The organism is Armatimonadota bacterium (assembly GCA_025059775.1).
Lineage (GTDB): Bacteria > Sysuimicrobiota > Sysuimicrobiia > Sysuimicrobiales > Sysuimicrobiaceae > Sysuimicrobium.
Genome location: JANXCW010000009.1, coordinates 53,211 through 65,847, shown reverse-complemented (window position 1 = coordinate 65,847; position 12,637 = coordinate 53,211). Strand labels below are relative to the sequence as shown.

Genomic DNA, 12,637 nt, shown 5'->3' with positions numbered 1-12,637 from the left:
ATGGTGACGTACGAGGACGTGCCCCAGCATTTCAACGTGACCCGCTACTTCCTGGATCGCCACCTCGAAGAAGGCCGGCAGGACCGCGTCGCCTTGTACTGCGGGGATCGGGCCGTGACCTACGGGGAGCTGGCGCACCTCACCAACCGCGTGGGAAACGTGCTCCGGGAACTCGGGGTCGAGCCGGAAGATCGCGTTCTGCTGGCCCTCTCGGACGGAGTGGAGTTCGTGGCCACCTGGTACGCGGTGCTGAAGCTGGGGGCCGTGAGCGCGGAGGTGTACACCTTCCTGCATCCCCACGACTACGCCTACTACCTGGACTATGCTCGGCCGCGGGTGGTGGTGACGGACGCGGTAACCCACCGGAAGATCCGGGAAGCAGCCCGGCAGGTGGGCTTTCGGGGCTGGATCCTGGCGGTGGGTGTGGAGGATCTGGAGAAGGGAGAGGCCCGCTTTGAGCGGCTGGTGGCGGAAGCCCCCGCGGAGATGGTGGGGGAGGACACCACCAAGGATGACTTCGCCCTGTGGAAGTTCACCACGGGCACCACCGGCCGGCCCAAGGCGGTGGTGCACTGCCACTACGCCCCGTACTTGAGCTTCTGGAACTACGCGCAGGAGGTGATCCGCTACACTCCGGAGGACGTGGTGCTCCCCGTCCCCAAGCTCTTCTTCGGATACGCCAGGGACTGTGCAGCCCTCTTCCCATTCGGCGTGGGAGCCGCAGGTGTCGTGTTCCCGGAGCGCAGCACTCCAGAGCGCATCTTCGAGCTCATCGCCCGCTACCGCCCTACCATCCTCGTACAGGTTCCCACCATGATCAATGCCATGGTGAACCACCCGGACGCGGACCGCTACGACCTGTCGTGCGTGCGCCTGGCCACCTCCGCCGGGGAAGCCCTGCCCGCAGAGCTGTATCACCGCTGGAAGCAGAAGTTCGGGGTGGAGGTGGTGGATGGGATCGGGTCCTCGGAGCTGTACCATATCTACATCTCCAACCGCCCGGGCGAGGTCCGGCCGGGGAGCGTGGGCCGCCCCTGTCCAGGTTACCGGGCGGAGGTGCGGGATCCGGAGGGCAACCGCCTCCCCCGGGGGGAGGTGGGGGAGCTGTGGGTGTGGGGGGAGACCGCGGCGCTTCTGTACTGGAGGGACCGCGGCAAGTCCACGCGCACCTTCCACGGCAACTGGGTCCGTACGGGAGACCTCTTCCGGGAGGACGAGGACGGGTACTTCTGGTACCAGGGACGGGTGGACGACCTGCTCAAGGTGGGCGGAATCTGGGTGGCGCCGCAGGAGATCGAGGAGTGCCTGCTGTGCCACCCCCTGGTGGTGGAGTGCGCGGTGGTGCCGTACACAGAGGAGGGCCTCACGCTGCCCCGGGCCTACGTGGTGCTGCGGGATCCGGCTCAGGCGAATCCCCAGACGGCCCGGGCGCTCCAGGAACACGTGCGCACCCACCTGAGCCCCCACAAGGCCCCCCGGGACGTGCGGTTTGTGGAGGCCCTCCCCCGCACGCCCAGCGGGAAGGTCGATCGCAGGCAGCTCCGGGAGAGCGGGTAGTGCGCATCGGCATCGGCCTTCCCAGCGGCGTTCCGGGCGTGCGGGGAGGGGCGGTGGTGCGGTGGGCACAGCGGGCCGAAGCCGCCCCCTTCAGTAGCCTCGCGGTCATCGACCGGGTGGCCTACGACAGCTACGACCCCTTGCTGGCCCTCACCGCGGCCGCCGCGGTCACCCAGCGGGTGAAGCTCGTCACCGCTGTTTTGGTCTCCCCCCTGCGCAACACTGTGCTGCTCGCCAAAGAGCTGGCAAGCCTCGATCAACTTTCAGGCGGCCGGCTGGTGGTAGGCTTCGCGGTAGGGGCCCGGGAGGAGGATTACCTGGTGGCCGGGATCGACCACCGGGGAAGGGGGAGCCGGCTCACGGAGCAGCTGCGGGCCCTGCGACGCATCTGGGAGGAGGGAACGGTGGGTCCGCCGCCGGCCCAACCGGGAGGCCCGCCCTTCCTCGTGGGGGGGTTCGCGGACGAGGCCTTTGCCCGGGCCGCCCGGTATGCCCAGGGCTACTTCCACGGCGGAGGCCCGCCCCGGGCCTTCGCCCGGGCCGCGGAGGTTGCCCGCATGGCGTGGGTTGAAGCTGGCCGGCCGGGCCGGCCGGAGCTCTGGGGCCAGGGATATTTCGTCCTGGGCGAGGAAGCCCGGGAGCGCGGAATCCGGTACATGCGGGACTACTATGCCTTTACGGGTCCTATGGTGGAACGCATCGTCGGGCAGCTCCTGACGACCCCGCAGGCCGTGGTGCAGTTCGTGGAAGGATATGCGGCCGCCGGTTGCGACGAACTTGTGCTCATGCCCGCGGTGGCCGATCTGGACCAGGTGGATCGCCTGGCGGAGGCCCTGGCGTGCGTGTGGTGATCGTGGGCGGTGGGCCGGCCGGGTTATATCTGGCCCTGCTGCTGAAGAAAGCAACCCCCCACCACGAGATCACCGTGCTGGAGCGCAACCCCCCAGACGCCACCTACGGGTGGGGCGTGGTGTTCAGCGACCGCACCCTGGCGGAGTTCCGGGAGGCGGACGAGCCCACGTACCGGGAGATCACGGAGCGGTTCGTCCTCTGGGACGCCATCGACGTCTACGTGCACGGGGAGCGGGTGCGCTGCGGGGGACATGTGTTTGCAGGCATCGCCCGCACCGCGTTGCTCCAGATCCTCCAGCGGCGATGCGCGGAGCTGGGGGTGGTGCTGCGGTTCCGTACGGAGGTCCGGCAACCCGAGGATCTGCCGCCGTACGACCTCCTGGTAGGTGCGGATGGGGTCGGCAGCGTGGTCCGGTCCTGGTACGCGGAGGTCTTCCGACCCCGGATCACCTCGGGCCGCACACGGTACATCTGGCTGGGCACGCCCCGTCCCTTTGGGGCTTTCACCTTCGTCTTCCAGCAGACCGAATGGGGGCTCTTTCAGGCGCACGCGTACCCCTATGAGGGCTGCATGAGCACCTTCATCGTGGAGTGCGGGGAGGACACCTGGAAGCGGGCGGGGCTGGAGGGGGCGAACGAGGTGCAAACCCTGCGGCGGTGTGCGGAGGTCTTCGAGGAGGTACTGCGGGGAGCTCCCCTCCTCTCCAACAACTCCCGCTGGATCCGGTTCCCGACCCTGCGCACCGCTACCTGGCATCATGGCCGGGTAGTGCTCCTGGGAGACGCGGCCCACACCGCCCATTTCTCCATCGGCTCCGGCACGAAGCTGGCCATGGAGGACGCCATCGCCCTCGCCCGGGCCCTCCTAGACCATGAGGATGTGGAGATGGCCCTGGCTGCGTACGAGCTGGAACGCAGACCCGTGGTGGAGGCCTTCCAGCGGGCCGCGGCCCAGAGCCAGCGAACCTTTGAGACCACCCCGCGCGCCCTGCGGCTGGATCCCTACCGCCTGACCCTCTACCTCCTCACCCGCAGCGGCCGCGTCTCCTACGACGACCTGAGGGTGCGGGATGCGCGCTTTGTGCAACGGGTGGAAGCCCGTCTGGCCTCGGAGTGGGACGACGTACGGCTGGCCCGGCCCCCCATCCACCTGCCGTTCGTCCTGCGGGGGTTGCGACTGGAGAACCGGATCGTCCTGCGGCCCGCGGGCGCCTGCGGGGCCCTGGAGGGCCTTCCGGACGAAGCGCAGCACCGGATCCTAGGCGGATTCGCGGCTAGGGGCGCGGGGCTCGTGCTCACGGAGATCCTCGCGGTCTCCCCGGAGGGTCGCATCACCCCGGAGGACGCGGGCCTGTACCGGGGAGAGCACGCGGAGGCGTGGCGGCGAGTCGTGGCGACCGTGCACGCGGAGGGCTCCCGGATCGGCGCGGTTTTGGGACACGCGGGACGCCGGGGAGCCACCCGGCCCCGCCGGTTCGGTCTGGACCTTCCCCTGGCGGAGCCCTGGGAGCTCCTGGCTCCCAGTGCCATCCCCTACCATCCCGATGGCCCCGTCCCCCGAGCCATGGATCCATCGGACATGGAGCGGGTGCGGGATGCCTTCGTGCGGGCCGCACGGCTCGCAGCCCAGGCGGGGTTCGATCTCCTGCACCTCCACTTTGCAAGCGGCTATCTCCTGGCCAGCTTCCTCTCGCCCCTCACCAACCGTCGGGAGGACGCATACGGCGGGAGCTTCGAAAACCGGCTGCGGTTTCCTCTCGAGGTCTTCCGGGCCGTACGGGAAGCCTGGGCAGGGCCCCTCGGGGTGGCACTCCCGATCACGGACCGGGCCCGGGGCGGGATCACGGAGGAGGAAGGCCTCGCCATCGCCCGGGCCTTCCGGGAAGCGGGCTGCGACCTCGTGGAGGTCACCGCAGGCCAGACCGTCCCCGCGGACAACCCCGTCTACGGCCGGGGGTATCTGGTGCCGTATGCGGAGGTCGTGCGCCTGGAGGTGGAAGTCCCCGTGCTGGCAGGCGGGGGAATTGCCCTGAGCGAGGCCAACGCCCTGGTGGGAAGCGGCCGGGTGGATCTCTGCGTGCTGGACCTGGATGAGGGCTTGGTTGACAAAAGTCCACAACCTTTCGTTTCCTGAGAGGGGAGGGACGGTGGTGCTTGTTCCCGGAGGGCCCGGAGGAGGGTGGGGATCGCCCGCGGTGGGGGCCCGGGGTTCTGCCCCTTCGGGTCGCCTCCGGAGATGGGAAGTGTCCTTTCCATTTGAGGATTTTCGCCTCGTGGCCTACCCCCCGCGGAGTGTCGTCTTCACCCAGGGGGATCCCGCAGACCGGCTCTACCTCATCGTGGATGGATCCGTACGGCTCTGCTACCTGGACGAACTGGGGGAGGAGCACCTGGTGGGGGTACTGGGAGCTGGCCACTTCGTGGGAGATGCGGGCGCCATCCGGGGGACCGCGTATGGAGTCTCCGCGGTGACCCAGGAGGCGAGCCGGCTCTACGTGATCCCCGCCGCGGAACTCCCCCGGGTACTCCGCCATCCGCAGGCATGCTGGCTTTTGTTGGAGAGCCTGGCCCAGAAGGTATGTGCCCTGACCCACCGGTTGTACGCGTTGACCTTCCACGCGGCCCAGGTGGCGGTGGCGCAGCTGCTTCTGGACCTGATGGCATACCAGGACATACCCCTGACGGAGGGAGTGCCCGCTCTGCGCCTGTCGCACCGGGAGATCGCCTGCGCCACGGGCCTCTCCCGCCCCACGGTAGCCAAGGCCCTCCGGGCCCTGTGCGCCCGGGACCTCATCGCCCTGTCCCGGTCCCGGATCCTCGTCAAGGACCTGGAGGGACTGCGGCAGATGGTGGAAACCTCCGCGGTGTGAAGGGGCGCTCGGTCAAAATTTGACTCCCGGATCGACAAATCCTGGCTTGAGGGGGTCCTCCCGGGCCCTTACCCTGCACCCGGAAGGGCAGGATTACGTGCTTCCGGCGCGGTGGGGCGAAGGCTCCGGAGCCCCGCGGCCGGGAAAGTTGCGCGGAGGGAGGTGGGCGATCCATGCGACGGTTCCCGGAACTCCCCATCTACACCGGCTTCAACACCCCGGACCGCATCGAGGCAGATATCTACGACCTGGAGGTCTTGGAAGGCACGGTCCCCCGGGAGCTGCGGGGGATCTACTACCATGTGCGACCCGACCCCCAGTACCCGCCTCTTCTGGGGGAGGACATCTACTTCAACGGGGACGGGATCGTGAGCATGTTCCGGTTCAAGGATGGCCACGTGGACTTCCGGTGCCGGTACGTACGGACGGAGAAGTTCGTGGCAGAGCGGCAGGCCCGGCGGGCCCTGTTCGGGCTGTACCGGAATCCCTACTTCGACGATGAGTCCGTACGGGGCCTGCGGCGTGGGACGGCCAACACCCATGTGGTGTACCACGCGGGACGTCTGTACGCCCTCAAGGAGGACAGCCCTCCCGTCCTGCTGGATCCCCTCACCCTGAAGACCTACGGCTATTACGATTTCGAGGGGCAGCTGACCAGCAAGACCTTCACGGCCCATCCCAAGATCGACCCCCAGACGGGAGAGATGATCGCTTTTGCCTACTCCGCCACGGGCTACGGGACTCCGGACATCGCCTACTACGTCATCAGCCCGGAGGGGCACATCGTACACGAGGCTTGGTTGCGGGCTCCCTACGCCTCCATGGTCCACGACTTCGCGGTGACCCGGGACTACGTGATCTTCCCCATCGTCCCCATCATGTACGACATGGAACGGGCCAAGCGGGGGCTATCGACCTTCGCCTGGGACAGCACCCGGGAGGTCTACCTGGGCGTTCTCCCGCGGTACGGGAACGGTAAGGACGTCCGGTGGTTCAAGGGGCCCAACCAGTTCGCCTCCCACATCATGAACGCCTTCAACGAGGGCAGCCGCATCTACATCGACACGCCCGTGGCCCCCGGGAACCTCTTCCCCTTCTTCCCTGACATCCACGGAGGGGGATTCGATCGGTCGAAGGCCACCCCACGACTTACGCGGTGGGTGGTGGACGCGGAGAGCTCCCGGGACGGGTTCGAGAGCATCGAGATGTCCAAGTTCGTCGGGGAGTTCCCGCGGGTGGACGAGCGGTACCTCATGGAGCCCTACCGGCACGGGTACCTCTTGGTGCAGGATACCGACCTCCCCGCGCATCCCGCGCTCCGGTCCGCCAGCGGCTTCCAGTTCAACTGCCTGGGGCATGTGGACCTGCAGACAGGGCGCCATGAGCGGTGGTTCGTGGGTCCCACCTCGTCCCTCCAGGAACCCACCTTTGTCCCGCGACCGGGCAGCACGGTGGAGGGGGATGGGTACCTTCTTGCCATCGCGAACCGCTACGACGAGCGACGGTCGGACCTGCTCATCTTCGACGCCCTGGCGGTGGCAGAAGGCCCCGTGGCGGTGGTCCGGCTGCCCATCAAGCTCCGTCCCGGCCTGCACGGCAGTTGGGTTCCCGCGGAGCGAATTCCGGGCTTCGAGGAGGACCGCAGCTGGGACTGAGAACCCAGCGGAACCACGGGTGATGGAATTCGGAGGAGGTGGACATGTTGAGACGATGGGGAATTCTCGCCCTCGCGGCGCTCCTCGGGGTGGGAGCCCTAGGAGGAGGGAGTGGGACTTCGGCAGCAACCCTCTCCTCGCCCTGCCAGGGGGTGGAACGGGGTGGACGGGTGCGCCTGCTGACCCTGGTCCCCCTGGTGGCGGATCCTGTGGTCCGGGTCCTGGAGAACAGGTTGCGGAGCCTGCGGGTGGAGGGGGTGGCGGATCTCGCGGGACCCACCCGGGTGATCACGGAGGCAGAGGCGGGGCGGTGGAGCTTTGACCTCATGCTCTGGAGCCTGCCGGGATTGCTCGTGCTGGCGGAGCGAGGACTGCTGGCGGATCTTCCCCCCGCGGAGTTGGATGCGCTCCGGGTGCCGGCTGGGAGTCGGATGCTGCAGAACCGGATCCTCCGCGTCTACACCACGGTCTACGGTCTCGGGTACAACCGCCAGCGGATCCGGCCGGAGGAGGTGCCAAGGACCTGGGATGAGATCGTCCAACCGCGTTGGTCGGGACGGGTCGTGGGCAACGCGGGCCTGGTGGAGAACAGTATCGCCGGGCTTGGGCTCCTGCTCGGGGAGGCCTGGATGGAGCGGTTCGCGCGGCGGCTACGGGACGAGGTGCGCATCACCGTGGTTCCGAACCCCGCCACCGCCATCCAGATGATCCTGCGGGGAGAGCGGGACCTCTGGTGGTCCGGGATCGGGGAGATTTTAGAGCGGCGGGAGGTGTACGGAGAACCGATAGACTGGGCGCCCGTGCGGCCCACGTACGGGTCCGTCATCGCGGTCTCCGTGTTGCGGGGGCGGGCGGAGAACGCGGCGGCCCGGTGTGCGGCCATGTGGATGGCGGGAGAAGAGGGAAAGCGGCTTCTGGAGCGGGAGACGGTGTTCATGTCGGACGCCGCGGATCCCCAGGGGATCCTGGGACGCGCGCTGGCGCAGGTCCGCCTGAAACCGTTCGTGGAGAACGTGGAGGCGGCCCGGAAACGGGTGGCCCTCGCGGAGCGCGTGCGGGCCATCCTCCAGGGGCGGGTGCCCTAGCACGGGCTTCGAGATTCCGTTGAGGAGGGGAAACGGGCATGGAGGACCTGGAGAAGCGCATTCGGCGGCTGGAGGACATCGAGGCGGTGCGCCGCCTCCAGAATGTGTACGGGTACTACCTGGACAAGTGCCTCTATGAGGAGGTAGTGGACCTCTTCGCGGATGACTGCGAGGTGCGGTTTCTGGGCGGTCGGTTTCTGGGCAAGGAGGGTGCCCGCCGTCTGTACGTGGGGCGGTTCCGGGAGCGGTTCGGGGGTGGGAAGAACGGACCGCAGTACGGGGTGCTCCTGGACCACATCATCGTGCAGGACGTGATCGACGTGGATGTGGACGCGGGCCGGGCCTGGGGACGGTTCCGGTGTTTCCTACAGGGCGGTCGGCACGAGAGCACTCCCCCCGGCAGGGCGGAGCAGGTGCGGCGGCAGTGGTGGGAGGGGGGAGTGTATGAGAACGAGTACGTGAAGGAGAACGGGATCTGGAAGATCCGGGTGCTCGATTACCGGCCGTACTGGATTGCAAACTACGAGCGGGGATGGGCGCAGTGGCCGGATCCGCCCGTGTTCGTGTTCACCAAGACCTACCCGGAGGATCCCCACGGTCCCGATGAGCTCCTGGCGGATCCGCCCCGGATGTGGCCGGAGCCCTACGTGGTTCCCTTCCACTACCCGCACCCGGTGACGGGGCAGAAGGTCCCCGTGCCGTAAGGCGTAAGAGCAGCCGGATCCCACGACGGAGGAGATGGGTATGCGGAAGTGGCTGGGCGTGTTGATCGTCTGCCTCGTGGGGTGGGGGGTGGCCGTGGGAGGGCCAGATCCGCTCCAGGAGCTCCGGGAGCGGGCCCGGAGGGAAGGGAGTGTGGTGCTGCTCACCAGCGTCCCACAGCTGGGAGAGCCGCTGAAGGTGCGATTCGAGGAAGGCAATCCCGGGGTCGGCGTACGGCTGGTGTTGGACCCGAATGCGCCAAGCCGGGTGGTGGCGGAAGCCCTCGTGGGAAGGCGCAACTACGATGTGCTTCTCTGGAGCCTGCCAGGACTGAGCTTGGTGCGCGGGCGGGGGCTGCTCCGTCCCTACGTGGCCCGGGAGGATCTGGCACCGTACGGGGTGCCCGTGGGCGTGCTCACCCTGGACGGGTACGGCCTGCGATTCATCAGCGGGGTGTATGCGGTGGCGTACCGCCCGGGGCGGATCCGAACGGAGGAACTCCCGCGCACGTGGGAGGACCTTCTGCAGGAGCGGTGGCGCAACCGCCTGGTGGGAGACGCCATCGCGGTGGGGAACTGGATCGCGGCCCTGGGGGTGCTCCGAGGGGAGGAGTGGGCCCTGCAGTATGCCCGCCGCCTGCGGGAGATGGGGCTCGCGGTGGTGCCGCAGCCCGCCACCGTGGAGCAGCTCGTCCTGCGGGGGGATCGGGACCTGTGGGTGGGAGCCTTCGCCCACCAGGTGGAGCAGCGCAGGATGGCGGGGGTGAGCCTGGAGTGGGCCCCGGTGGGTCCCGTGACGTATGCCTCCCAGTTCGCGCTGGCCATCCTCCAGGGCTCGCCGCATCCGGAGGCCGCGCGGCTGTTCGCCATCTGGTACATGACCCGGGAAGGCCGGGCAGCCCTGGAGCGGGAGGGGTTCTGGGACGTGGCTCCGGGGAGCGGCTCTTCCATTCGCAAGCTCTACGACCGACGGGGCATCCGCATCGTCCTGGAGGATGAGCGGCGCGCCCTGCGGCGGGTGGAGCTCTTCGAGCGAATCCGCCGGATCGTCCTCGGGGAGGAACGGTAAGTTCGGAACACGGATCGGGAGCGGGCGGGAAGTGCAGCTGAGGGTCCAGGTCCGTGAGGAGGCGGTTTCGAGGCCGGACTGGTCGGGCCAGGTAGAGGCGTTTGGTCGGAAGGCCTTCGAGATCCTGGTGGTCCTCACGGTCGGTTGGCTCCTCCTGGTGCCTTTGGTGACCCTGATCCTCAGCAGCCTGCGGGTGGGCAGCAACGTCCTGCCCTTCGAGGCCTCCGCGCGGTGGGGGTTGGAGAACTACCGAGAACTGGTGGGAGGCGGCTCCGCCTACGCCCGGATGCTAGGGCACACCGCGGTGTATGTGGCAGGTGCTACCGGCGTCGCGCTCCTGGCGGGCGGAATCGCCGCGTGGCTCGTGGAGCGCACGAACGTACCCGGCCGGCGGGCCTTCTACGCCCTGATGGTGGCTCCCCTCATGGTTCCCCCCGTGGTGCAGAGCATCAGCTGGATCCTCCTCTTTGCGCCGGGGACCGGACTGTTGAATGTGCTCTTCCGGAAGGCGGGGATTCCGGGAGGCCTCCTCAACGCCTTTAGCCTGCCAGGGATGGTGCTGGCCCAAGGGCTCGGCTTGGTGCCCCTGACGTTCATCCTGATCTCCGGCGCTCTCCGAGGGCTGGACCTGCGCCTGGAGGAGGCTGCGTGGGTGAGTGGCGCCACGGTGCCGGGCACCCTGCGCAGGATCGTCTGGCCCCTCCTCCGCCCGGCCATCGGCGCTGCCGGAATCCTCTCCGCCCTCATCGCCCTGGAGAGCTTCGAGATCCCGCTCCTGCTCGGGGCACCTGCGGGGATCCGCGTGTACAGCAGCACCCTGTACTTCGCGGTGCACTCCATCTCCGCACTCCCGGAGTACGGAAAAGTAGCGGCCCTCGCGGTCCCGGGGCTCCTCCTGGGGTTTGTGGCACTGGCCGGCCTCCGGAGGTGGATGGGCGCGAGCGAGCGGTATACCACCATCGGGGGCAAGGGGTTCCAGGGAGGTGGGGTGAGCCTCGGCCCGGTGGGACGGGTTGCAGGCCTCACATACCTCAGCATCCTTGCGGCGCTGCTCGCCCTCGCACCCATCCTCCTCCTGGGGATCCTGAGCTGCTTTCCGGAGGCCTTCAGCAACGGCTTCGAGCGGCTGGGGCGGTGGGATTTGAGGGCCTGGGGGCTGGTGCTGAGGGAGGAGGTCACGTGGAAGGCCCTGGCGAACAGTGCCGTGGCGAGCGGGCTTGGGGCCACCTTGGCCATGGGCCTGGGGGTGATGGTGGCCTGGTTGGACGTGCGCCGGGGGGGTAGGGTGTGGAGCGGTATGGATTACGTGCTGCTTTCCTCCGTCACCTTACCCTCCGTGGTCCTCGGACTCGCGGCCATGCTGCTGTACCTGTGGGTGGGGAGGGGGGTCTACGGGACGGTGTGGATGCTGGGGCTCGTGTATGCGGCGCGCACGGGGATCGTAAGCCGCTCCGCCCGGGCCGCAGTGATGCAGGTGGGAAAGGAGCTGGAGGAGGCGGCCTGGGTCTGCGGCGCGAGCAGGACCGCGGTCCTGCGGCGGGTGCTGATCCCCGTGATCCTGCCGGGGATCCTGGGAGGGTGGCTGCTGCACTTCGTGGCCCACTACCGGGAGAGTACCCTGGCCCTGCTCCTGTACCAGCCGGAGAGCGTGGTGGCGGGAGTTCGCATCTGGCAGCTCTACGACGCGGGCCGTATGGGCGAGGCAAGCGCCCTGGGGCTGCTGGTGGTGGGGATCCTGCTGGCCTGGGTGTACGCCGCGGGCCGCTGGGGGGGAGGCGGATGGATGGGGGGCGTCCGCGGGAAACGTTGAAGGTGGACGTCTTCACCCACATCTACCCAGAGGCCTTCTACCGCCGCCTGGTTCGGATTCTCGGGGAAGGCGGGATCTCCGGGCCCTTTCAGCCTCCGGTCCGTCGCATGGCACCCCTGGTGGATCTGGACGCCCGGTTCCGGTGTATGGATCGCCTCCACCCCTATGTGCAGGTCCTGTGCCTGGCGAGCCCCCCTATCGAGGTTCTCGCCCGGGGCCGGCGGGCGGTGGAGCTGGCGCAGCTGGCAAACGACGGAATGGCGGAGCTGGTGGACCGCTATCCCGACCGGTTCGTGGGATTCGTGGCGTCCTTGCCCCTCGACGACGTGGAAGCCGCGGTGCGGGAAGCGGAGCGGGCGATAGAGGAGCTGGGGGCCACGGGGGTCCAGATCTTCACCAACGTGCTCGGAAAACCCCTGGACCGTCCAGAGTTCCTGCCCTTGTTTGCGCGCATGGCTGCCTACGATCTCCCCATCTGGGTCCATCCCACCCGGGGACCGGGAGTCCCGGATTACCCCACGGAGGGGCGCTCGAGGTACGGGATCTGGTGGGCGTTGGGCTGGCCATACGAAACCGCGGCCTTCATGATCCGTCTGGCCTTCTCCGGGATCTTCGAGCATTTCCCCCGCTTGAAGATCCTCACACACCATGCGGGCGGAATTCTGCCCTACGTGGCGGGCCGTGTGGGACCCCGCGGCGGGCTGGAGCGAGCAGTATTGCACCCGGAGGCCCCGGAGGACATCGCGGCGTGGGAGGGGTTGCAGCGGCCGGTTTGGGAGACCCTCCGGATGTTCTACGCGGACACCGCGGTGTTCGGGAATGCCCCAGCCCTCGCGTGCGCCCTGGCGTTCTTCGGGCCGGAGCGCCTGCTCTTTGGATCCGATATGCCGTTTGGTCCCGAGGAGGGGTGGGCCTATCTGCAGGGAGCCGTCCATGCCGTCGAAGCCCTCCCTGTCTTCCCGGGGGAGAGGCTGCAGATCTTCTCGGGGAACGCCTTTCGGATCCTCCGCCTCCCAGGAGTTGCCGGAACCCGCTAAG

At 68.4% G+C, this 12,637-nt stretch carries 10 protein-coding genes; all 10 read left to right on the top strand.

Going from position 1 to position 12,637, the window contains the following annotated elements; all coding sequences use genetic code 11:
• The 10 genes from N0A24_08135 to N0A24_08090 all read left to right on the top strand — a co-directional run bounded on the left by N0A24_08135 (position 1) and on the right by N0A24_08090 (position 12,636).
• Entirely contained in the window at positions 1-1,557 is a 1,557-nt protein-coding gene (locus tag N0A24_08135; GenBank protein ID MCS7173342.1) for a benzoate-CoA ligase family protein, read from the top strand.
• Positions 1,557-2,408, top strand: a complete 852-nt coding sequence (locus tag N0A24_08130; protein ID MCS7173341.1) for an LLM class flavin-dependent oxidoreductase — start codon at positions 1,557-1,559, stop codon at positions 2,406-2,408. The genes N0A24_08135 and N0A24_08130 overlap by 1 nt, the downstream gene beginning before the upstream one ends.
• Complete coding sequence (locus N0A24_08125) at positions 2,396-4,543, top strand: FAD-dependent monooxygenase (protein ID MCS7173340.1); 2,148 nt, start codon at positions 2,396-2,398, stop codon at positions 4,541-4,543. Before N0A24_08130 ends, N0A24_08125 begins: the two co-directional genes overlap by 13 nt.
• A 109-nt stretch (positions 4,544-4,652) precedes the next feature.
• The gene (locus N0A24_08120) at positions 4,653-5,279 is read left to right on the top strand and encodes a Crp/Fnr family transcriptional regulator (GenBank protein ID MCS7173339.1); all 627 of its coding nucleotides are present in this window, start codon (positions 4,653-4,655) and stop codon (positions 5,277-5,279) included.
• Positions 5,280-5,452: 173 nt separating this feature from the next.
• Positions 5,453-6,934 (top strand): carotenoid oxygenase family protein, encoded by a 1,482-nt coding sequence (locus N0A24_08115; GenBank protein MCS7173338.1) that lies wholly within the window; start codon positions 5,453-5,455, stop codon positions 6,932-6,934.
• 44 nt (positions 6,935-6,978) lie between these two features.
• Positions 6,979-8,019 (top strand): ABC transporter substrate-binding protein, encoded by a 1,041-nt coding sequence (locus tag N0A24_08110; protein ID MCS7173337.1) that lies wholly within the window; start codon positions 6,979-6,981, stop codon positions 8,017-8,019.
• Positions 8,020-8,057: 38 nt separating this feature from the next.
• Positions 8,058-8,723, top strand: coding sequence for a nuclear transport factor 2 family protein (locus tag N0A24_08105; protein MCS7173336.1), 666 nt, complete (start codon positions 8,058-8,060; stop codon positions 8,721-8,723).
• Between the two features lie 40 nt (positions 8,724-8,763).
• On the top strand, positions 8,764-9,789 hold the full coding sequence (locus N0A24_08100) for a substrate-binding domain-containing protein (protein ID MCS7173335.1): 1,026 nt from the start codon (positions 8,764-8,766) through the stop codon (positions 9,787-9,789).
• 31 nt (positions 9,790-9,820) lie between these two features.
• Positions 9,821-11,599 (top strand): ABC transporter permease subunit, encoded by a 1,779-nt coding sequence (locus tag N0A24_08095; GenBank protein ID MCS7173334.1) that lies wholly within the window; start codon positions 9,821-9,823, stop codon positions 11,597-11,599.
• The gene (locus tag N0A24_08090) at positions 11,569-12,636 is read left to right on the top strand and encodes an amidohydrolase (GenBank protein ID MCS7173333.1); all 1,068 of its coding nucleotides are present in this window, start codon (positions 11,569-11,571) and stop codon (positions 12,634-12,636) included. Before N0A24_08095 ends, N0A24_08090 begins: the two co-directional genes overlap by 31 nt.
• Position 12,637 lies beyond the last annotated feature (1 nt).

Bases quoted from the DNA above. Each gene is read 5' to 3' on its own strand.
- N0A24_08135 (MCS7173342.1), top strand. From the start codon at position 1: ATGGTGACGTACGAGGACGTGCCCCAGCATTTCAACGTGACCCGCTAC.
- N0A24_08100 (MCS7173335.1), top strand. From the start codon at position 8,764: ATGCGGAAGTGGCTGGGCGTGTTGATCGTCTGCCTCGTGGGGTGGGGG.
- N0A24_08110 (MCS7173337.1), top strand. From the start codon at position 6,979: ATGTTGAGACGATGGGGAATTCTCGCCCTCGCGGCGCTCCTCGGGGTG.
- N0A24_08115 (MCS7173338.1), top strand. From the start codon at position 5,453: ATGCGACGGTTCCCGGAACTCCCCATCTACACCGGCTTCAACACCCCG.
- N0A24_08105 (MCS7173336.1), top strand. From the start codon at position 8,058: ATGGAGGACCTGGAGAAGCGCATTCGGCGGCTGGAGGACATCGAGGCG.
- N0A24_08090 (MCS7173333.1), top strand. From the start codon at position 11,569: ATGGATGGGGGGCGTCCGCGGGAAACGTTGAAGGTGGACGTCTTCACC.